Annotated in this window: 17 protein-coding genes; 8 read left to right on the top strand and 9 right to left on the bottom strand. The window is 62.9% G+C overall.

Annotated features, from left to right (window positions below):
• The first annotated feature begins 141 nt into the window (after positions 1 to 141).
• Both J2857_RS04060 and J2857_RS04065 read left to right on the top strand, forming a co-directional pair.
• On the top strand, positions 142 to 1,368 hold the full coding sequence (locus tag J2857_RS04060; protein ID WP_210008741.1) for an ROK family transcriptional regulator: 1,227 nt from the start codon (positions 142 to 144) through the stop codon (positions 1,366 to 1,368).
• 46 nt (positions 1,369 to 1,414) lie between these two features.
• On the top strand, positions 1,415 to 1,639 hold the full coding sequence (locus tag J2857_RS04065) for a DUF3329 domain-containing protein (protein WP_210008742.1): 225 nt from the start codon (positions 1,415 to 1,417) through the stop codon (positions 1,637 to 1,639).
• Here the strand turns inward: J2857_RS04065 and J2857_RS04070 are convergent.
• The 5 genes from J2857_RS04070 to J2857_RS04090 form a co-directional block, all read right to left on the bottom strand.
• The gene (locus J2857_RS04070) at positions 1,636 to 2,118 is read right to left on the bottom strand and encodes a hypothetical protein (protein WP_210008743.1); all 483 of its coding nucleotides are present in this window, start codon (positions 2,116 to 2,118) and stop codon (positions 1,636 to 1,638) included. The genes J2857_RS04065 and J2857_RS04070 overlap by 4 nt on opposite strands.
• Before the next feature lie 119 nt (positions 2,119 to 2,237).
• Complete coding sequence (locus J2857_RS04075) at positions 2,238 to 3,203, bottom strand: hypothetical protein (RefSeq protein ID WP_210008744.1); 966 nt, start codon at positions 3,201 to 3,203, stop codon at positions 2,238 to 2,240.
• Positions 3,204 to 3,466: 263 nt separating this feature from the next.
• Complete coding sequence (locus J2857_RS04080) at positions 3,467 to 4,288, bottom strand: transglutaminase family protein (RefSeq protein ID WP_210008745.1); 822 nt, start codon at positions 4,286 to 4,288, stop codon at positions 3,467 to 3,469.
• Between the two features lie 27 nt (positions 4,289 to 4,315).
• Positions 4,316 to 5,257: an alpha-E domain-containing protein gene (locus J2857_RS04085; RefSeq protein WP_210008746.1), complete on the bottom strand. Its 942-nt coding sequence runs from the start codon at positions 5,255 to 5,257 to the stop codon at positions 4,316 to 4,318.
• A gap of 12 nt (positions 5,258 to 5,269) precedes the next feature.
• Positions 5,270 to 6,679 (bottom strand): circularly permuted type 2 ATP-grasp protein, encoded by a 1,410-nt coding sequence (locus J2857_RS04090; RefSeq protein WP_210008747.1) that lies wholly within the window; start codon positions 6,677 to 6,679, stop codon positions 5,270 to 5,272.
• Positions 6,680 to 7,140: 461 nt separating this feature from the next.
• Between J2857_RS04090 and J2857_RS04095 the strand changes: the two genes are divergently transcribed.
• The 3 genes from J2857_RS04095 to J2857_RS04105 all read left to right on the top strand — a co-directional run bounded on the left by J2857_RS04095 (position 7,141) and on the right by J2857_RS04105 (position 10,206).
• Entirely contained in the window at positions 7,141 to 8,364 is a 1,224-nt protein-coding gene (locus tag J2857_RS04095) for an FAD-dependent oxidoreductase (RefSeq protein ID WP_210008748.1), read from the top strand.
• 138 nt (positions 8,365 to 8,502) lie between these two features.
• Entirely contained in the window at positions 8,503 to 9,375 is an 873-nt protein-coding gene (locus tag J2857_RS04100) for a DMT family transporter (RefSeq protein WP_210008749.1), read from the top strand.
• Positions 9,376 to 9,462: 87 nt separating this feature from the next.
• Positions 9,463 to 10,206, top strand: a complete 744-nt coding sequence (locus J2857_RS04105; protein WP_210008750.1) for an SDR family oxidoreductase — start codon at positions 9,463 to 9,465, stop codon at positions 10,204 to 10,206.
• Between the two features lie 42 nt (positions 10,207 to 10,248).
• Here the strand turns inward: J2857_RS04105 and J2857_RS04110 are convergent, their stop codons facing one another.
• Positions 10,249 to 11,976: a DEAD/DEAH box helicase gene (locus J2857_RS04110; RefSeq protein WP_210008751.1), complete on the bottom strand. Its 1,728-nt coding sequence runs from the start codon at positions 11,974 to 11,976 to the stop codon at positions 10,249 to 10,251.
• A 408-nt stretch (positions 11,977 to 12,384) separates the two neighbouring features.
• Complete coding sequence (locus tag J2857_RS04115; RefSeq protein WP_210008752.1) at positions 12,385 to 12,741, bottom strand: hypothetical protein; 357 nt, start codon at positions 12,739 to 12,741, stop codon at positions 12,385 to 12,387.
• 468 nt (positions 12,742 to 13,209) lie between these two features.
• Here J2857_RS04115 and J2857_RS04120 point away from each other — a divergent pair, with 468 nt between their 5' ends.
• Complete coding sequence (locus tag J2857_RS04120) at positions 13,210 to 16,929, top strand: response regulator (protein ID WP_210008753.1); 3,720 nt, start codon at positions 13,210 to 13,212, stop codon at positions 16,927 to 16,929.
• Positions 16,930 to 17,099: 170 nt separating this feature from the next.
• Here J2857_RS04120 and J2857_RS04125 read toward each other — a convergent pair whose 3' ends face one another.
• Positions 17,100 to 17,624 (bottom strand): chemotaxis protein CheD, encoded by a 525-nt coding sequence (locus J2857_RS04125; protein WP_210008754.1) that lies wholly within the window; start codon positions 17,622 to 17,624, stop codon positions 17,100 to 17,102.
• A 407-nt stretch (positions 17,625 to 18,031) separates the two neighbouring features.
• Here J2857_RS04125 and J2857_RS04130 point away from each other — a divergent pair, with 407 nt between their 5' ends.
• Positions 18,032 to 18,394: a hypothetical protein gene (locus J2857_RS04130; RefSeq protein ID WP_210008755.1), complete on the top strand. Its 363-nt coding sequence runs from the start codon at positions 18,032 to 18,034 to the stop codon at positions 18,392 to 18,394.
• A gap of 69 nt (positions 18,395 to 18,463) precedes the next feature.
• On the opposite strand, the gene mnmD is transcribed toward J2857_RS04130, so the two are convergent.
• Complete coding sequence (gene mnmD / locus J2857_RS04135) at positions 18,464 to 19,186, bottom strand: tRNA (5-methylaminomethyl-2-thiouridine)(34)-methyltransferase MnmD (RefSeq protein WP_210008756.1); 723 nt, start codon at positions 19,184 to 19,186, stop codon at positions 18,464 to 18,466.
• On the opposite strand from mnmD, the gene J2857_RS04140 reads away from it, so the two are divergent.
• Positions 19,185 to 20,375 (top strand): NAD(P)/FAD-dependent oxidoreductase, encoded by a 1,191-nt coding sequence (locus tag J2857_RS04140; protein ID WP_210008757.1) that lies wholly within the window; start codon positions 19,185 to 19,187, stop codon positions 20,373 to 20,375. The two genes, mnmD and J2857_RS04140, sit on opposite strands and share 2 nt — an antisense overlap.
• Positions 20,376 to 20,460: the final 85 nt, after the last annotated feature.

Raw genomic sequence — 20,460 nt, forward strand, 5'->3', positions numbered from 1 at the left:
ATCTGTCGGATAAAGCGTCTAAAGCTTTTTCTCGACAGTCGAGAAATTAGATGTCAGAGATTCCGAGGGCTGTCAATCGGCACTTGTGGAGGGCAAGGCACTGCCGTATCGACAGTTGGAGTGAGGGAGGCTGCAGGCGGAATGCTGGCGAAATCGAGCACGGAACTGGTCCGGCAGCAGAACAGCGTACTCGTGCTGTCTGCGCTGCGACGCCACGGCCGGCTCGCGCATACGGAAATCTCGGATGCGACCGGGCTGGCGTCGGCGACGATCTCCTCGATCACCGCCGACCTGGAGCGTGCCCGCATCATCGAAAAGAGCGAGCAGCAAGCGACCGTCGGCCGCGGACGGCCGCGCGTCTTGTTCAGCCAGCGGCGCAACTGCGGCTATCTCATTACCGTCATCATCTCGTCGGACCTGATCCAGTATTCGCTGGTCGACTACGCCGGCACGCTGCTCGACCGGTTCAGCGAACCGCGCGGCGAGGGCGGCACCGCGGCCTTCCTGGCTGCCATCTCGGCGGGGCTGGAACGGGCCGTCGAACGTTCCCGCATCGAGCGCGGCAGCGTGCTGCTCGTATCGGTCAGCAGCAAGGGGCTTGCACGTCCGACAGAACCGGTGCTCGTCTGGTCGCCGGTCTTCGGTTCCCAGCCGGTCGATTTCGCCGCGGCGCTGAAAGACGGCTGGCAGGCCAAGGTCATCCTCAACAACGAGACACTGCTGGTGGCCGGTGCGCTGCTCGAACGGCAGGTGAAGACGCAGGGCGGCGGCGAGCCGGTTCTGGCCGCGCTTTCGCTCGGCCACAGTATCGGGCTCGGGATCGCGCGCCGGGTCACCGGCGGTGTTCCGGAAATCTCGGCGCCCAATTTCGGGCACATGCTGCATATGCCGAATGGCGGGCTTTGCCGCTGCGGCGCGCGCGGCTGCGTCGAGGCCTATGCCGGTTTCTACGCCATCCTGCGCGCCGCCTTCGAGGTGCCGGTGGATACGATCCCGGCGAAATTCGTGCCGGTCACCGAAATCGACAAGATCGCCGCCCGCGCCCGGCAGGGCAATCGCATGGCGCAGCTCGCGTTCCGCAATGCGGGTGCGGCGTTGGGCTACGGCCTCTCGCGGCTGCTCAGCCTGCATGGCCATATGCCGGTCTTCATCACCGGTCCCGGCACCCGCTACCAGGACCTGCTGCAGGCGGGTATCGAGGAGGGGCTGGCGCAGACGCATGTGGTGCGGCTCGGCGGCATGCCGGGCCTGACCGTCGTGCCGGACGAGCCTTCCCTGGTATTCGAGGGACATCTCAACCTTGCATTTTCGATCGTCGACCAGGATATCATCGGTTCACGCCAGAGCATGCAGGCCGCCGGGGAATGACCTATGGCGAGTGACTGGTGGCGAACGACTGGCCGGGAGTAGCATTATGATCGATCCGAACCATCCCTTCTACGAGCCGCTCTGGCGCCGGGTGCTGATCCCGGCGGTCTGCGCCGCCTGGGCGATCTTCGAGCTGGTTGCCGGAGAACCCTTCTGGGCGATCATCGTCGGCGCCATGGGGGCCTACGCCGCTTACAAGTTGTTCATCGAAAGGAAAAAGCCGCCGGTCGAGAGACCTGTCGACGAGCAGCAGGACCAGGATTTGCGCTAGCGCCAGAACAGACCTTTGATCGCGTTGTCGATCAGCAGGTTGGCGGTCTTCATGCGGGTGTTGGCATTCTCCCGGAATTCCGGCGCGACGCCGTCTGGATGGTTGGCCTTGGCGAAATGCCGGCGTTTCTCGCCGAGCGTCGCCTCCGTATCGGCAGCCGTGATGTCAAGCTCCGCGGCAATCTCCTCGGTCGTCAGCCGCAGCAGGTGGGCGGGGATGACCGGTGCCGGCGGTGGCTCTTGTGGCTCCTCTTGCGCCAGCACCGATTCGATTTCGATCTCGGTAATGTCGGGAAGGAAAGCGAAATAGGCCTCGGTCCCGGTGGCGGTCACAGCCGGACCGTCATCCGCCGGCGCGACGAAACCCATGCCGAGCCCCTTGATGCGGAAGCCCGTGCCGGTCTCTTCGGCCTCGTCTTCGCCGTGCTCTTGCCTCAGTCGCGTCAGAACCGACTGGAAGACCGATTGCCCAAACAGCATGCGCCACCTCTTTTATGGGGCGGAACCAGAACATGCGAAGGTGGTGTCGGGCTTGTGCGGGAATATCGGCGACCGATCGGATGAGCCCCTTTGCGGGCTCATCCGCCGTCAGGCTCGCTTCAGCGTACGACGGGCTCGCCGTGATATCTGCGCTTTGAGGGTTTCGATACGCCGAAACCGACTTCCATCATCAGCCGGGGGTGATGTTTGGCGACCGTCCCCATGTGGAACCCGAAGGGGTCCTCGACGAACCCGTAGCCCGCCTTACCCGTCAGGGTGACGGCGCTTTCCTCTCCGTAGAATTCGAGCACTTCTTCTGCCGGATGCCCGACGAGCAGGGTCAGTTGGTGCTTGAGACGCCGCTTGTTGTGGCTGCCGCGCATATAGACGTGCGGTCCCGCGTCCTCATCGACATTCGACAGGTAGAAGAAGAACTTCAGCATCCGCCAGTCGTCGAGATCGAAATGAAACTTGAAAGAGGCACGGCTGAGGTCGGCCTCCGAAGCGGACTGAGTGGGAAAGCTCCACCACGTCCGGGTGGTGATCAGTCTGGCTTCACCACCGAGATAGTGCCTTGCGACATCCAGAAGAAGAGGGTCCTGCTGCACCGCGACCGCTGCCTCGCAACCGGCGATCCTTTCGAAATGGTGGCCGCTCAAGATCGCCCGACCGAATCGGCGTTCCGCTTCCGCGTGCTCGCCTGCACGGAATTCGAGTTTCCGCTCGAAATTACCGAAGCAAGGGGTTTCGGATGCGAAACGGGCGATCTCATGCCGAATCGCATCGGGCAGGACGAGGCCGGTGAAGATCCCGCTTCGTCGGAGTTCGTCGGCGACCTTATCGGCTTCGATATCGCCGAACATCGATGTTTCCGTCGGCGCGGACTTCGAGACAGGCTTGGCGGTCAGCCAATGCGCCCGCCTGAACGGAATTGTCCGGGCCAGAAGGAACATGGGAAGCCAAGCCGGGTTTTCCCGCAGATCGGTGAAATAGGTGGGCAGGCGTGCAGCCATTCGCCGGAAAGTTCCGCCATGACGCGCGATCGATTCGAGATCCTGCGGCTTGGTTTTGGACGTCTCAAGCATCTGGTATCCTCATTCAGGCATGGCATTTGCCATGCGTTTCGGTAACCCGCAGCCCCGCGCATCGTAGGCAGGCAATAGTCCATGCCGCAATGCAGCATAGATTGCCGCCTTCCGGATCTTCAACCCTTGAACTGCCTGTGAAATCGGGAACGCGGTGCGTGGTTAACAAACCATTGCGCCGCACGACGGCCTGAGCCGGTGGTTTTACGGTCGGCCGAGAACGCCTGCTATGCCAGGCAGCGTCCCCGGTCTTCGCGCGTCCGTTACCCCTGGGACTGTGTCTGGCTTTGGCTTTGCGCCACCGTCAGGGAAACCCTGAGGTTCTCGCCGGCCGGGCCGAGGCGCATGCCGGAGACGGGGGCGCAGTCGCGGTAGCAGAGGCCGGAGGCGACCCGCACGTAACTGTCGTTCGGGCAGATGTTGTTGGAGGCGTCGAAGCCGACCCAGCCGAGGCCCGGCAGAAACACTTCCGCCCAGGCATGCGTCGCCGCCTGTTCCGTCGTGCCTTCCATCAGCAGGTAGCCGGAAATGTAGCGTGCCGGGATGTCGAGCAGGCGGGCGGCCGTGATGAAGATATGGGTGTGGTCCTGGCAGACGCCGGTCTTTGCCTCCAGCGCCTGTTCGGCGGTCGTCTCGGTGCCGGTCGCACCTGGCACATAGGCAACGGTTTCGTGGATCGTTTCCATCAGCGCGTGCATCTTGGCAAGCTCGCTGTCGCCCTTTAGGCTTTTAGCGAGTTCGCGGATGAGCTTGCCCGCCTTGGTCAGCGCCGTCTCGCGCAGGAACAGCCAGAGCGGGCAGAAACCCTGGTGCGGGCCGAAGACGCCGGCGCGGTCCTGGGTCTCCACCTCGCCGGATGCGGTGATGCGGATCGTGTGCTCGGTGCCTTCGATCGAGACAAGTTCGACCCGGTTGCCGAACTGGTCGGCATAACCCGCCTCGATCTTGGCGCCGTCCACGCTGACGGCCCAGTTCAACACCTTCTGGCCGGGGCCGTCGATCGGCGTCAGCCTGAGGCGCTGCAGCGAATAGGGCACCGGCTCGTCGTAGAGATATTCGGTCGTATGAGAGATCTTCAGCCGCATGTGCGGTAAATCCTGTGCCTGTTGGGCCTACTGATAAAAGCGGTAGCCTTCGGAGATTTCGGCGCTGAGCTGGTTGTTGCGACTGACGAAATCCTCCAGAAATTCGTGCAGGCCGTGGTCCATGATGTCGGAGATCGAGCCGCGCTTCAGCGTCGAGCGGATTGCTGCCGCTGTCTCGTGGGCCTTCAGCTGCTCCCCATAGGTTTCCCCAAGGTAGCCGAGATTGCTGACGATCTTCTCGTAGCAGTAAGCCAGCGACCGCGGCATCTGCACTTTCAGGATGAGGAAATCGGCAATGTTGGCGGATTGGTATTCCCCGTCATAGACCCAGCCGTATGAACGGTGGGCCGAGACCGAGCGCAGGATCGATTCCCATTGGTAATTGTCGAGCTTCGACCCGACCTGGCTGATTGCCGGCAGCAGCACATAATATTTCACGTCGAGAATGCGGCTGGTATTGTCAGCGCGCTCGATGAAAGTGCCGATGCGCGAGAAATTGTAGAGGTCGTTCCTCAGCATCGAGCCGTGGAAGGCGCCGCGGATCAGGCCGCAGCGGTGCTTGATGACGTCGATCAGTTCCGGCAGGTCGGTCTGCTTCAGCTTGCGGGCGAGCCGGGCCTTCAGGTCGATCCAGCATTCGTTGGTCGCCTCCCAGGTTTCGCGGGTCAGAGCGGTGCGCACCATGCGGGCGTTGTTGCGCCCGAATTCGATGCAGGACATGACGCTCGATGGGTTCGACGTGTCGCGCAGCAGGTAGTCGATGGCATCCGCCGCCGTCAGTTCGGTATGCACTTGCGAATAGGCTTCGCGCACGCCGGCGCTTTCGAGCACGCCGTGCCAGTCCTCGTCGGAGGAGCCGGCGCGGGTCAGCGATACGCGCAGGCCCGCATCGACGAGGCGGGCGATATTCTCCGCCCGCTCGATGTAGCGGAACATCCAGTAGAGGCCGTTTGCAGTTCTTCCGAGCATGTGTCTACGACCTCAATCTTCCAGTACCCAGGTGTCCTTGGTGCCGCCGCCCTGGCTGGAATTGACCACGAGCGAACCCTGTTTCAGGGCCACTCGGGTCAGACCGCCGGGGATGATCTTCACCTTGTCGGAGACGAGCACATAGGGGCGCAGGTCGACGTGGCGGGGGGCGATCCCCTTGTTGACGAAGATCGGTACGGTGGACAGCGCCAGCGTCGGCTGGGCGATGTAGTTGGCGGGCTTGGCGGCCAGCTTCTCGGCGAATTCGGTGCGTTCCTTCTTGCTTGCCGTCGGGCCGACCAGCATGCCGTAGCCGCCCGAACCGTGAACTTCCTTGATGACCAGTTCCTCGATGTGCTCCAGCACGTATTTGAGGCTGTCGGGCTCGGAACAGCGCCAGGTCGGCACGTTTTCGAGCAGCGCCTTGCGGCCCGTATAGAATTCGACGATCTCGGGCATGTAGGAATAGATCGCCTTGTCGTCGCAGATGCCGGTGCCGGGGGCATTGGCGATGGTGATGTTGCCGGCCCGGTAGACGTCCATGATGCCGGGAATGCCGAGCGCCGAATCCGCGCGGAAGGTCATCGGATCGAGGAAGTCGTCGTCGACGCGGCGGTAGAGCACGTCGATCGCCTCGTAGCCGCGGGTGGTGCGCATCTTGACGCGTCCGTCGATGACCCTCAGATCGGCACCTTCGACGAGCTCGACGCCCATCTGGTCGGCGAGGAACGAGTGTTCGTAATAGGCCGAATTGAAGATGCCGGGCGTCAGCACCGCGACGCGTGGCCGGCCCTTGCAGCCGGGAGGGGCAAGCGAGGCGAGCGACTGGCGCAGCAGCCGCGGATAGTCCTCGACCCGCTGCACCTTGTTCAGCGTAAATAGTTCCGGGAACATCTGCATCATGGTTTCCCGGTTTTCCAGCATGTAGGAAACTCCGGACGGAGTGCGGGCGTTGTCTTCCAGCACGTAGAACTGGTCCTCGCCGGTGCGCACGATGTCGGTGCCGACGATATGAGTGTAGACGCCGCCCGGCGGCTTGAAGCCGATCATTTCGGGAAGGAAGGTGACGTTCCTCTCGATCAGCGCACGGGGAATGCGGCCGGCCTTGATGATCTCCTGTTTGTGGTAGATGTCGTCGAGGAAGGCGTTGAGCGCCAGAACCCGCTGCTCGATGCCTTGAGCAAGCTTGCGCCATTCACGAGCCGAGATGATGCGGGGAATGATGTCGAAGGGGATGAGCTTTTCGGAACTGTCTGCGTGTCCATAGACCGCGAAGGTGATGCCCGTCTTCCTGAATATGTTTTCCGCGTCCTGGGTCTTGCGGATCAGGTGCGCAGCGTCCTGACTGGCATACCATTCGTGGTAGGTCTTGTATGGCGGTCGCGGAAGGTTTTCCGCAGTCAACATTTCGTCAAATGCCAAAGGCGCATTCCCCTTTTTTGGCCATAAGAATACAACGGTGCAGGCAATGCAAGAACTGTGCGCAATTCGCGGAAAAGAATTCTGCGCGTCAAAAAACACAGGCTCGAGGCCCCACCTGTCAGTAGATGCGCTGATTCTGGCGCTCGGCAAGCGTCCTATTTTAGGAGAGGGTGAATAAGTCTCCTGCCTTGAAAAACATCAGTTGCCCAAGCGCTGATCAAATGTCGCCGGCTGGCATCGATTCCGCTCCGTTTGCAAATGATCGCGCGGTCCGGGTCCGTGAAGGCTCCCGAAATCGGCTGCTTGACAGAAATTCGACCGCTCGGCATAAAGAAACCGGACGTGCAAAAGTCACTGCCCGGTAGGTAGTCCGGGTGACGCTTTGCGTTCGTATAAGGGTTCGCTCATGGGGAGCGGGCACAACCTGTACGTCCTTTTCCGATACGGAAGAGGAGCGTCCTATGCCTAAGCTGAAAGTTATGATTGCCGGTGCCGGTCTCGGTGGGCTTTGCCTTGCGCAAATGCTGCGTCGTGGTGATGTCGAGGTGGAAATCTTCGAACGCGATGCGAGTCCCTGGGATCGCCCGCAGGGCTATCGCCTGCATATCGACCGGGATGGGGTGAATGCCCTTCGGGAAGTCCTGCCGGACAATCTCTACCGGCTTTTCGAAGCGACCGCGATGCGGCCTTTGCCGTTCACGACGATCGTCGATACGGGCCTCAAGGAGTTGCGGCGGATGCCGAGCGGCGGGCATGACAAGTCGCCCAGCCACTGGCTCGCCGAGGGCATTGCGCAGCACGTCAATGTCAACCGCGCCACCTTGCGGCATATTCTTCTGACCGGCCTGCAGGATGTCTGCCGCTTCGGTGCCCGGCTGCTGCGCTATGAAACGGATGCCGAAGGGGTGACCGCCGTGTTTGCCGACGGCAGCACCGAACGGGGCGACATTCTGGTCGGCGCCGACGGGATCCGTTCTGCGGTGCGCCGGCAGCGCCTTCCCGAGGCGCGGATCATGGATACCGGGGTGCGCGCCATCTACGGCCGCATTCCGATCGAACAGGCTCAGCGCCTGTTGCCCAAGCAGGTTCTGGCTGACGTCTTCACCGTCGCTTCCGATGATCGGCGGGTGTTCCTCGGACTGGGACCGGTGGTTTTTCCGAACCGTCCGCACGTCGCTTCCGACAAGTTCGCGCCCGAGGCAGGTCTTTCCAGCCAGGACGACTATGTCGTCTGCATCATTGGCGGCCGCCGGGAATATTTCGGCAACGACGACGCCATGCTGCGAGAGGCCGGCAGCCAGGCGCTTCAGGCGCTTTCGGGCAGGATGCTGGATGGCTGGCCCGTCGCCGCCAGGGCTGTTCCGGCCCAGGGAGATCCGACCTCCTTCTTCTCGATCGAGATGCATACGAGCGTGCCATGCGATCTCGGAGAGACTTCTCGCGCGACGCTTCTCGGCGACGCGATCCATGCGATAACGCCGACGCTCGGTCGAGGGGCCAACGTCGCCATGCGCGATGCGGCGCTGCTCGGACATGCGATCGTCGCCGTCGAACGCGGCGAGGTCGGCCTTGCGCTGGCACTCAATGCCTATGAGCGGGAGATGACCGGATATGGTTTCAGCGTGGTGCGCGAGTCGGCCTCCATGGGACAAAGGCTGATGGGGCAGGATCCGCTTCCGACGTAAGGATCTCGCCCCCTCTCTCAAACGCCGTTCATCGCAATCATCAGTTTTTCTGCTTTGACGACGAAACGAGGTGGGAATAAGCCAAGCGGCCCCCATGAAAACGGCGCCTGCCGTAAACTCCGCCGGAAATCCCCCGTCATGCTCGATCGTCTGGCTCCGGCCCTCTTCGTCTTCCTCTGGTCCACGGGCTGGATCGTCGCGAAATATGCGGCGGTGCACGCCGATCCCCTGACATTTCTGGCCGGACGCCACGCGCTCGCCGCGGCGGCATTTTTCGTTGTCTGCCTGATCGCAGGGGCAAAATGGCCGAAGAGCGGTGTTCAGATCGGGCACGCGATCTTCTCCGGCGTTTTCCTGCACGGGCTTTATCTTGCGGGCGTCTGGTATGCGATCGGGCAGGGCGTGCCGGCCGGCCTTTCCGGCATCATCGCCGGGCTGCAGCCGCTTTTGACCGCCCTGGTCGCGCCGATTTTCCTCGGCGAGCGCCTCAAGCCCCTGCAGAAGGTCGGCCTGGCGCTCGGTTTTGCCGGCATTCTGATCGCGATCTCGCCGCAGCTTCTCGACGTCTTCGAACGCGGGCTGGGAGGACTTGCGGTTCCGGTGCTGATCAACCTCGTCGCCATGACCTCGGTCACTTACGGTACGCTCTACCAGAAGCGCCACCTACAGGAGGGCGACCTGTTCTCGATCGCGACGCTGCAATTCGTCGGGGCGCTGATCGTGACGATCCCGCTGGCGCTCAGCCTCGAAAACCTGCGCTTCGACTGGACGCATGAGGCGATCTTCGCCATGGCCTGGTCTGTGCTTGGCCTGTCCATGGGCGCCGTCGGCCTGCTGCTCTACCTCATCCGCCGCGGCCAGGTCTCCCGCGCCGCCTCGCTGATCTACCTGATGCCGCCGGTCGTGGCGATCGAGGCGGCCATTCTTTTCGGGGAACCGCTGACCCTGCCGATGATCGTCGGCACGGTGATCGTGGTGGCGGGCGTCTACATGGTGAACCGGAAAGCTTGAGAGAGTTTTCCGGCCGGTCAGGAAACGGGTGTCGGCGGGAGCCGGGACCCCTTAGACAGCGGATGTAAACCCAAGAGGAGTTACATCATGCTGACCAACAAAGTTGCCATCGTTACCGGTGCATCAAGCGGCATCGGCCGAGCCGCCGCCCTTCTCTTCGCCCGGGAAGGGGCTGCCGTTGTTGTCAACGCGCGAGGCGAGGCGGAACTGCAAAAACTTGTTTCCGAGATCGAGGCGGCCGGCGGCCGCGCGGTTGCCGTGGCAGGCGATGTCGCGAACGAGGAGACCCACCGGGCATTGCTCGAAACCGCGCTTGGCCGGTTTGGCGGTCTCGACATTGCCCTGAACAATGCAGGTACGGTCGGGCCCTACAAGCCGCTTTGCGAGGTGACACGAGAGGAGTGGCAGCATACCATGACCACGAACCTCACGAGCGCCTTCCTCGGCGCCCGCTCGCAGATCCCCGCCATGCTCGAACGCGGCGGCGGATCGATCATCTTCACCTCCACCTTTGTCGGCACCAGCGTCGGCATCCCCGGCATGGGCGCCTATGGCGCATCCAAGGCCGGGATCATGGGTCTGGTGAAGGGGATTACCGCCGACTATGGAGCGCGCGGCATACGCGCCAATGCGCTCTTGCCCGGCGGCACGGACACTCCCATGGCCGGCGACGCGGCACAAAAGGAATGGGCGGCAGGTCTGCATGCCCTCAAGCGCATCGCTCAGCCCGAGGAAATCGCCCGGGCGGCACTTTTCCTGGCGAGCCCGATGGCGAGCTTCGTGGCAGGGTCGGCGCTCTTCGTGGATGGAGGCAACGCGGCGGTGAAATGACAAAAAAAGAGGCCGCTCGCGCGGCCTCTTTGCTTTGTTTCCCTATGCAGGGCGGCGTGTGCGGCCCTGCTGGCCGCCGGAGCGGTTATCGTTGCCGAACTTTACCGGACCCGCATTGGCGCCATTGGCCGGCCGGGCGGCTTCGACGCGCGGGCCGCGATTGCTGCGCTGGGCAGCGGGCTCATGGGCGCCGTGTGCGGCATGGGGGTTCTTAGCCCCATTGCCGCCCTTGCGGTGTTCCTTGCGGGGCTCGGTGCGGGCCGGACGGCCTTCGCCGTTCTGGGGACCGAACTGCTTCTTGACCGGGCGGAAATCCGATGTGGTCGAGAGGTCGTTGTCTACTTCCGGGCGCGGAGCGTCTTCGCCGCGACGCTGGCCGCGGAAATCGTCGTTGCGACGGTTGTCGCGCTGCGGGCGGTCACCATGGGGACGATCGCCGTTGGCGCGGGCCGGACGCTGGGGACGATCCCCACCCTCGGCGCCTTCGGCTGCGAAGAACGGCTTGCGGGCCGGACGTTCGCGGCGCTCGGGACGGCCTTCGCCGTTGCCGCGTGCCTGGCCGTTGCCGCCACGGCCGCGATTGGCAGCGCCGCCACGGTTGTTGTTGCCGGCACCGCCGCGTGGCTGGCGGCCGCCTTCGGGGCGTTCGCCGGATGCGGTGGTGATCTCGATGTTCATCAGGCGCTCGATGTCGCGCAGCAGGCGCGCTTCGTCGGGAGCGCAGAAGGCGATCGCGATGCCGTCGCGACCGGCACGTGCGGTACGGCCGATGCGGTGGACGTAAGCGTCGGGTACTTCCGGGAGATCGTAGTTGAAGACGTGGGTAACGCCGGGGATGTCGATGCCTCGGGCGGCGACGTCGGTGGCGACCAGAACGCGGATCTCGTTGTCACGGAAGGCCTTGAGGGCGCGCTCGCGCTGGCCCTGGCTCTTGTTGCCGTGGATCGAGGCGACCTTGAAGCCGACATGCTCGAGATGCTTGGAGAGCTTTTCGGCGCCGTGCTTGGTGCGCAGGAAGACCATGGCGCGGCCGGTCGGATTTTCTTCGAGCGACTTCTTCAGAAGATCGGTCTTGTCGTTCTTGCCGACCACGAAGTGGACGAACTGTTCGACCTTGTCGGCAGCCTTGCCCGGAGGCGTGACCGAAACCTGGACCGGATCCTTGAGGAAGTCGGACGCAAGATCGGCGATCGCCTTCGGCATGGTGGCCGAGAAGAGCAGGGTCTGGCGCTTGTTCGGCACCATCTTGGAAATCTTGCGCAGATCGTGGATGAAGCCGAGATCGAGCATCTGGTCGGCTTCATCGAGAACGAGGTAACGAACCGCGGTCAGGCCGATCGCACGGCGGGCGATCAGGTCAAGCAGGCGGCCCGGGGTCGCGACGAGAATGTCGGTGCCTTTTTCGAGCTGCAGCTGCTGCTTGTTGATCGAGGCGCCGCCGACGACGGCGTTGATCTTCATCGGCGTGCCGCGCACGTAGCTCTTCAGGCTGGCGGCGATCTGGTTGACCAGTTCGCGGGTCGGGGCGAGGATGAGCGTACGGGTGGTGCGGTTGTCAGGACGCTTCGGATCCTTGGCAAGCATTTCGATGATCGGCAGACCGAATGCGGCGGTCTTGCCGGTGCCGGTCTGGGCAAGGCCGATCATGTCGCGGCCTTCGAGAAGCTGGGGGATCGCCTGGGCCTGGATCGGGGTCGGCGTTTCGTAACCGAGCGCAAACAGAGTGGCTACGGTCTGCTTGGACAGACCAAGCTCATGGAAATTCGTCAAGTCGAATACCTTTTCGGGGCGCCAAAAGCGTATCGCCGGACTGGCACCATGCCGTCCGGTCTGCCTTTGGCGTCAAGAACCCCGCGTGAAGTGGGAACTTGCAAGTTGGAAATTGCTCTCCAGCGCTTAAACCCTCCGGGATCGAGGGCGATCTATCTGTGCGCCTTGTTCCTTCTTCGCGGTGTCTTTAATGACGCGGGGCCAACTCACGCGGCGGCCGGAAGGTGAAAGCTGAAGCGCATTTGGTGGTTTTCCGGGCAAAAGTCAAGCAGATGTTTCGCAATCGCGAAATGGATCGGCTTCCCGGCCGCGGCCGCAACGGCGCTCAGAATATCTCCACCACAGCAAAAAGCCTGCCTCCGCCGGCGGCGGAAACAGGCCTTTAGGATATGCGATCAGCCTTGCTGATCAGCGCGAGCAGACTTCGACGCGATAGGGTTCGCCATAGCGGTTGCGGCGCCATTCGAGTTCGCAGACCGGCGGGTAGTCCCGGTAATAGGCGCGGCGGTAATAAACGGGCGGCGGGGGCGGGGGAGCATAGTCGTATTCCGGCTCCACATATTCAGGCTCGACATAGGTCGGCCGCTGCGATCCCGCGACGATCGCGCCGCCGATGATGCCGCCGGCAAGTCCCGCAGCCACGCCCGGCCAGACGTCGCGATGGTGGCGGTCGCGGGCTTCGGCCGCAGGAGCGGTCACCGTCAGGGCGCCCGCTACGGACAGTGCGACGAGGCCGAGTGATATCGTCTTCTTCAGTGCCGACATGTTTTTTCCTTTCCCTTTTTGTCCTCAAGGGGTGCAGAAATCGTGGCGCGCAAAGGCGGCAGATTCATGGAGATGATTTCCCGATAGTCTGAACGGACGTTCAGCTTGATGCCGCCTTCGGTTGATTTTCGTCAAGCCTGAGCAATCGCTAATGTGGATCATGGCGACAACGTGGCGATAAGATGGAGGAAGTTTGATGCAAGCCAGCGGGCCTAGTTTCGTATTTTTCTTTCCGATTCCGCCCCGGCACCTTCATCCGAGTGGCGGGCGACCGACACCGGTGATAGCCGGATTCTACCTTGGATTGCGTTTTCCGTCATATCGAGATGCCTCCGATTGACAAATGCCAGAAACGATAAGTCGTACCGTTTCAACAACACGATATTAACACTCGCTATGGTGTTATCAATCGATTGGGAGACAAACGAATCGAGCCGGATATCGGCCGGCACGAAGGAGCGGGAGAAGGTGGACACGGAAAGCGAACTCTTGAAAACGGCGTGCGAGCGGATCAACGATCTCGCCGAGCCCGCCTTCATCAAGGACAGCGCCCTCATCTACGTGGCGGTGAACGCCGCCTATGCACGCCTTTTCGGCAAGCATCCGAGCGAATTTGCCGGCAATACCAGCCGCGGCCTTGCAGGCGCGTCGGAAGATGCCGACCGCAAGGAAAAGGAATGCCGGGCGATCGTCTTCGGCACCGACGAGACGGCGCTCTGCTTCGACCGCTCGGGCGTCGTCCGCCATGAGATCCATATCGAGCGTTTCCTCACGGAGGACGACCACACCTATCTCTTCGGCACGTTTGCAGCGGTTCCGGGCATTGGTGCCGTGTTCGAACCGAAGGTGGTTGCCCCGCCTGCCGGCACCCCGCTCACCGGTGCAAAGCCCATCGCGCCGTTCTCGCCGTTCAACAACGCGCTTCTCGACGATGCCCTCGACATGCTCGAAATGGGCATCGGCATCTACGACAAGCACAACGTTCTGCTCTACTGCAATTCCCAGCTCATCAACCATTTTGCGTCGATCTCGATCGATATCCAGCCGGGGATCACCCTCAAGGATATCCTCGGATTTGCCTATGATCGCCGCCAGCGCGTGTCGCCGGCGAGTTTCGGTCCCAATGTGCCGAGCAAGGACGCGTGGATCGCCGAGCGAATGAAGCCGTTCGAGCTTCCCTATTCCGAAAGCACCGACCAGCTTTCCGACGGGCGCTGGCTGCGGAGCATCAACAAGCGCCTCGAGAACGGTCTGCTGATCGCCATCCGCCACGACGTGACCGAATTCAAGGAGCAGGAAATGCTCCTGCGCAGCCATGTCTCGGAGACGGACCTGTTTCGCGCGGTCCTCGAAGACCTGCCGGTGCCCGTGTTCGTGCGCAACAGCGACCGCCAGCTCACCTATGCCAATGCCGCCTACGAGGCGATGCTCGGCAAGCCCAGAAGCCATTTTCTCGGCAAGACCGAAACGGAAATGTTCCCCGACGCGGCCGATCGCTTCCGTATCGAGAACGACCGGGTGATGACAGGCGAAGACATCGAGAAGTCGGAGGACATCACCTTCCCCGACGGAACAGTCGTCCCCGTCATCACGCATCTGCGCCGGGTGACCACCAGTGACGGTGCACACAACCTCGTCGGTTCGCGCATGGACGTGTCCCGCATCAAGGAGGCGCAGAACAAGGCGGAGAAGATGGGCAAGGATCTGCAGACGATCCTGCACACCATGCCTGTCGGCGTGGCGATCCTCGACGAGCAGTTCCTGTTCGAATACGCCAACCCGGCCTTCTATTCCTTCTGGGACGCCGGAGAGCAGTTCGATCTGCCCGGCCGTTCCTACCGGGACTTCCTGAAGGTCAATTTCGACCACGGCATCTATAGCGGCTCGACGCACAGCTTCGAGGAAATCTACCGGGAGCGCATCGCCGCCCTGACCGATGGCCAGGAGCGGCCGCCGATCGAGGTGAAAAGCGCCAACGGTCTGGTGATCGTCATCTCCGGCACCCGGCTCTCCGGCGGGAAGATCCTGCTGAGCTACATGGACATCACGGCTGTCCGCAAGCGCGAGCAGGAGATCCAGGAGGCCCGTGCCGCGCTCGAAACCCACGGCGCGCTGATGCGCGACGCGACGAGCGCCATGTCGCAAGGTCTGCTCATCCTGCATGACGGCGAGATCATCTTCTCCAACGACGCGCTGCCCTCCATGCTCGAAATGCCAGCCGAGATGGTGGGCGCCGGGGGCCAGTGGCGCGATCTCTTCCGCCATTGCGTCGAGCGCGGCGATCTTGGCACGCCCGAGGAGGCGGCGGCAACGCTCCAGGCCTGGGAAGACAATGTCGCAGCCGGCAAGCCGGTCTTTGCCGCTTTCCGCGTCGAAGGCCGCAAGTGGATCCATGTCGAGGCCAAGCTGACCGGCAGCGACCACTGGCTGGCGGTGTTCACCGACGTCACCGAGATGAAGAGCCGCGAGGAGGATCTGACCCGCCTCCTGCAGCGCGCCGAAGCTGCCGACCGGGCGAAGTCGGAATTCCTCGCCAATATGAGCCACGAGATCCGCACGCCGATGAACGGCGTGCTCGGCATGGCGGAACTGCTCGCCAAATCCAATCTCGACACCCGCCAGAAGACCTTCATCGACATCATCGTCAAGTCGGGCAACGCGCTCCTGACGATCATCAACGACATTCTCGACTTCTCCAAGATCGATGCCGGCCAGATGAAGCTGCGCAAGGCGCCGTTCGACCCGGTCGAGGCGATCGAGGACGTGGCGACGCTTTTGTCTTCCTCGGCCGCCGAGAAGGATATCGAGCTCATCGTGCGCGGCGACGCCTCGATCCGCGAGACGGTGATGGGCGACGCGGGGCGTTTCCGCCAGATCATCACCAACCTCGTCGGCAATGCGGTGAAATTTACCGAAAAGGGGCATGTCTTCATCGACCTGAGGTCGGAGGTGAAAGGCCCCGGCGAGATGATGCTGTCGATCCGCATCGAGGATACCGGGCTCGGCATTCCCGAAGAGAAGCTGAAATCCGTCTTCGAGAAGTTTTCGCAGGTCGACACGTCGTCGACGCGCCGCCACGAAGGCACCGGCCTCGGGTTGGCGATCACGGCGGGCCTCACCGAACTGTTCGGCGGCTATATCGACGTGACGAGCGAAGTCGGTCGCGGTTCGGTCTTCACCGTGCATCTGCCGTTCCAGGTGGTCAGCGAACGCAATGTGCTCACCACCCTGCCGATCAATACGAGCGGCGCCCGCATCCTCGTCGTCGACGACAATGCCGTCAACCGGCGTATCCTCACCGAGCAGCTCACCATGTGGGGCTTCGACACGGTTGCAGCCGACAGCGGCGCCGAGGGGCTGGCGATCCTCAGCGAAGCCGCGCGTATCGGCGTTTTTGTCGATGCGATCGTGCTCGACTACCATATGCCGGAGATGAACGGGCTCGATTTCGCAAAACACCTCAGGCGCGATCCGCGCTTCGACAGCACCGGCGTGGTTTTCCTGACCTCGATGGACATGGCCGGCGACGACAGCATGTTCGCCGCCCTCAACATCCAGGCGCATCTGATGAAGCCGGCGCGCGCCAACCTTTTGCGCAGCACGATCATCGACGTCGTCCGTTCGATCCGCACCAAGCGCAAGGCCGCCGACGCGGGGCAGGCGGCCGCTCGGCCTCAGACGACAGTGCAGGCCCCCGGGCCGGTTGCCGCACCCACGCTGGCTGCTTCGACGCCGTTGATTGCCGAAGAGCCGGCGGCGCCGGTCTCCACGCCACCCATGCAGGCGGCGCCGACGCTCGACGTGCTGGTGGCCGAGGACAACGAGGTCAACCAGATCGTCTTCACCCAGATCCTGCAGACCACCGGCTGGCTGTTCCAGATCGTCAAGAACGGTGCGGAAGCGGTCGAAGCGTGGAAAAAGCACGATCCGGCGGTCATCATCATGGACGTCTCGATGCCGGTCATGAACGGGCATCAGGCGACCCAGAAGATCCGCGAGTTGGAACAGCAGACCGGCACCCATACGCCGATCATCGGCGTCACGGCGCATGCGCTCGAGAGCGACCGCGAACTGTGCTTTCAGGTCGGCATGGACGATTACCTCTCCAAGCCGATCAGCCCGGAGGCACTGGAAGCCAAGATCCGCAATTGGCTCGGCGGTGCGATCGTGAGTTCCGTTTCGAATTGAGCCGGAGTTTTCTCTACTCGCATTGATGATCTCATCGGCACTGATCTGTTACATTGACGATCCCAGGCGGCTTACCGGCCGGGAGTAGTCGCCATGCTGGAACCGCCGAGTTCCATGGGCGACATAACTGCAGTCCCGCCTGAGGCGGCGGCGAGACGTGGCCTAGCCGGTCAATATCGCCTTTTCCGCGCCGCGACCCGCGCCGTGCCGGCAATCGAGGGGGCGGGCATGATGTCGGTAATCCTCATCTGCACTCTGCCCGTTGTCGGGTGAAAGTTGATCCAACGCGCCAGATCGTCGCCGAGGCTGGTGTCGACGAGCTTGATGCCTTCCTCCAGAAGGAACCGCCTGGCGAATGCGGAATTGAGGGATCCCGGATCGTAGCCGCTCGACTTTCGGGTGCGGCCGCCAAACAGCTTGGCCCTGAGGTTTTGGCGTTCGGCACCGGAACCATAAAGATCGTCGACCAGCGTGCGCATGGCCAGATCGCCGTAACGTTCCGGGTGTTCGGTGATATCCAGCCCGCCGCTCGTCGGCAGGACGAAATGGTTCATTCCCCCGACGTTGGTGACGGGATCATAGATGCAGGCCGCGACGCAGGAGCCGAGAACCGTCGTCAGTACCGTATCGGGATCGGCAGAGACCGCATATTGACCGCCAAGGACATGAATATGGTGGGAGTCCGTGAAGTTCATCTAATGCTCCATTCCCGTGCATGCGGAGGTCACTTTCGCGCAGAAGTATGAAGGCGTTACGCGAACGGGAAGGCCCAACAATGAATGGCGAGAAATACTCGCCGGTACGTATTTCGTAATTCGAGAGGTGGTCCGCGCTTGATCTGGAGCGGCATGGGCGCATTTCGCCGATGTGGAGCGACGTTTAGTCCCTCCGCGGATAAGGCAGGATCGAGACCTCGCACGGCAGCCGCGCTTTCGGCAACGCCCGCTGGAGACCGTCCCGGTCGATTCCGTCACCGGGGTTCTTCTGCCAAAAGAGGTTTTTCCGTTCAGGGACCATTAATCACAGCATGTGCATTGTTCGGCAATATCGGGTCTTTTCCTGCACCTCCAGGCGCGGCTCGGTGAAAACGGAGACGCTTGTGATGAAGAAGATAATTGTCTCGGCGCTGATCCTGGCCGCCACCTGCACCAGCATCGTGATGCCGGCCGGCGAAGCCGCGGCCCAGCAATGGGACAGGCACTACGATCGATACGACCGATACGATCGCCGGCCCCCTCCACCTCCGCCGCGCAGGCATCGCGATAACACCGGCGCGGTGATCGCCGGCGGCTTGGCAGCCGGCGTCATCGGCGGCCTCATCGGCGGCGCTCTCGCCAATGACGGCGGACCGCGTTACATCGACCCGCCACCGCCGCCACGGCCGCGCTGCTGGTTCGAGGACCGCCGGGTCCGCAACGCCTATGACGGCGGCTGGCATATGGAAAGCCTGCGGGTTTGCCAGTAGGCGGAACATGAGAGATGATTGAGGTGCAGCCGGTCTTCGGGCCGGCTGTCTTGCGTTCGGCCGATCCGATCAGGGCGGGGGCTTGATGCCGCACAGCATCTCGCGCTTGCCCGCAAAACCCGGCCGCCGCTCGACCGTAAAGCCGGCCGATTGAAGGTTTCGGCGCACGAAGCCGGCTGCGGCATAGGTGCCAAACGTGCCACCGGGCAGGGTCTTGTCGTGGATCGCCTGCATGATTTCGAGCGACCACATGTCGGGATTGCGCGCCGGCGCAAAACCGTCGAGAAACCAGGCGTCGAAATCCGCCTCGGCCGCGGAGACCCCTTCGAGCGCGGGGCCGCAGACGACCGTCAGACGCGTCTGGGCGTCCGCCTCGATGACGACGTGGCCGGCGGGTTCGTCCGGCCAGGCTTCGCCCAACGCCTGCCGTTCCGCATCGATCTCCGGCCAGCGGGCAAGCGCCCGGTCGATCTCGTCGCGTTGCATCGGGTAGAGTTCGAACGAGGTGAAATGGAGCTTCGCGCCTGCGGGGCGGGCAAGCTTCCACTGCCGCCAGGTCTCGCAGAAGTTCAACCCCGTGCCGAAGCCGAGTTCGCCGATCCGGAAAGTCCGGTGCCTTTCCCAGCGCTCCGGCAGGCCGTTGCCGGCCAGGAACGTATGACCGCATTCGAGCCGGCCGTCGGTGCGGCAATAAAAGTGATCGCCAAACTTTTGCGAATAGGGCATATCGCCGTCATGCCAGTCCAGGGTCTGGCTTTCGGTCACACGAATTTCAGGATCACGGTCGCTCATGGGACATGCGGATAATCCTGCCGGCTCCGGCGGTCAATCTCATGTCCTGCCACCGTCCGCCGATCTCGTCATCCTCGGTGGTGGAATCATGGGGCTCTGGGCGGCGGTCAAGGCCGAGCGGCTCGGTATCAGTACCCTGCTTGTCGACGCGGGACCGCTGGGGCAGGGGGCGAGCGGCGGGCTGCTCGGCGCCCTGATGCCGCATACGCCCGACAAGTGGAACGACAAGAAGCAGTTCCAGTTCGATGCGCTTCTGTCGCTGGAAGACGAGATCATCGAACTCGAAGCCGAGACCGGCCTGGTCTGCGGCTACCGCCGCTCCGGCCGGCTGATCCCGCTGCCGAAGCCGCACTTACGGAAGATCGCGCTCGGGCACTCGGCCGATGCGGAAGCCTGCTGGCGGCGCGGCGACCGCCGGTTTCATTGGCATGTGCTCGACCGCCCCCCGCAAAACGGGTGGCCGGATGCCGCATTCGCGGCTGCCGGACTGGTGCATGACACGTTTGCAGCCCGGGTTTCACCGCGCAGCCTCGTCTCGGCGCTCGTCACCTTCCTTCGGTCGGCCAGCAATGTCCGGATCGTTGAAGGCCTGGAGGCGGAGGCGATCGATCCGGCGGCAAGCAGGATTATATTCCATGGTGGTGGGGTCGTCACCTTCGGCCACTGCATCGTCTCGGCCGGCCACCGGTCCTTCCCTCTGCTTCAAGGAATTTCGCCGCCGCTGAAGCACCCGATCGGCCAGCCGGTCAAGGGGCAGGCGGCGCTCCTCAAGGCCGATATCGATCCCGCCCTGCCGGTGATCTTCCTGAACGGCCTTTATGTGGTCGCCCATGAGGGCGGTCACGTCGCGGTCGGCAGTACCAGCGAGGATGTGTTCGACGACCCGTCCTCGACCGATGCGCAGCTCGAAGACGTCATTTCTCGCGCCCGGGCGCTGGTGCCGGCCCTGGCCCAGGCCCCCGTCGTCGAGCGCTGGGCGGGATTGCGGCCGAAGGCGATCGACCGCGATCCAATGGTCGGCGCCCATCCCGAGCACACCCGAGTGATCGCGCTCACAGGTGGCTTCAAGGTGAGTTTCGGGATCGCGCACAGATTGGCGGATGCGGCCCTCAATGCCGTGAACGGCCGGGAACCTCGCCTCCCGGCGTCGTTCACGCTCGCCAATCACCTTGTCGTCGCCTCGCGTTAAACGCGAACTTTCGATCCTCCGCGTCGTTATTCTGTCACGCAAATCACTTAACCCCCACGGCAGGGATTGTTGAGCAATGCGTAAA

Origin of the sequence: Neorhizobium galegae (genome assembly GCF_017877055.1) — a bacterium.
Classification (GTDB): domain Bacteria; phylum Pseudomonadota; class Alphaproteobacteria; order Rhizobiales; family Rhizobiaceae; genus Neorhizobium; species Neorhizobium galegae_D.

Coding starts and splice junctions, on each gene's coding strand:
- J2857_RS04140 (WP_210008757.1), top strand. CDS start 19,185: ATGGGACATGCGGATAATCCTGCCGGCTCCGGCGGTCAATCTCATGTC.
- J2857_RS04115 (WP_210008752.1), bottom strand. CDS start 12,741: ATGTCGGCACTGAAGAAGACGATATCACTCGGCCTCGTCGCACTGTCC.
- mnmD (WP_210008756.1), bottom strand. CDS start 19,186: ATGAGCGACCGTGATCCTGAAATTCGTGTGACCGAAAGCCAGACCCTG.
- J2857_RS04075 (WP_210008744.1), bottom strand. CDS start 3,203: ATGCTTGAGACGTCCAAAACCAAGCCGCAGGATCTCGAATCGATCGCG.
- J2857_RS04080 (WP_210008745.1), bottom strand. CDS start 4,288: ATGCGGCTGAAGATCTCTCATACGACCGAATATCTCTACGACGAGCCG.
- J2857_RS04065 (WP_210008742.1), top strand. CDS start 1,415: ATGATCGATCCGAACCATCCCTTCTACGAGCCGCTCTGGCGCCGGGTG.
- J2857_RS04100 (WP_210008749.1), top strand. CDS start 8,503: ATGCTCGATCGTCTGGCTCCGGCCCTCTTCGTCTTCCTCTGGTCCACG.
- J2857_RS04070 (WP_210008743.1), bottom strand. CDS start 2,118: ATGCTGTTTGGGCAATCGGTCTTCCAGTCGGTTCTGACGCGACTGAGG.
- J2857_RS04125 (WP_210008754.1), bottom strand. CDS start 17,624: ATGAACTTCACGGACTCCCACCATATTCATGTCCTTGGCGGTCAATAT.
- J2857_RS04130 (WP_210008755.1), top strand. CDS start 18,032: ATGAAGAAGATAATTGTCTCGGCGCTGATCCTGGCCGCCACCTGCACC.
- J2857_RS04060 (WP_210008741.1), top strand. CDS start 142: ATGCTGGCGAAATCGAGCACGGAACTGGTCCGGCAGCAGAACAGCGTA.
- J2857_RS04105 (WP_210008750.1), top strand. CDS start 9,463: ATGCTGACCAACAAAGTTGCCATCGTTACCGGTGCATCAAGCGGCATC.
- J2857_RS04085 (WP_210008746.1), bottom strand. CDS start 5,257: ATGCTCGGAAGAACTGCAAACGGCCTCTACTGGATGTTCCGCTACATC.
- J2857_RS04095 (WP_210008748.1), top strand. CDS start 7,141: ATGCCTAAGCTGAAAGTTATGATTGCCGGTGCCGGTCTCGGTGGGCTT.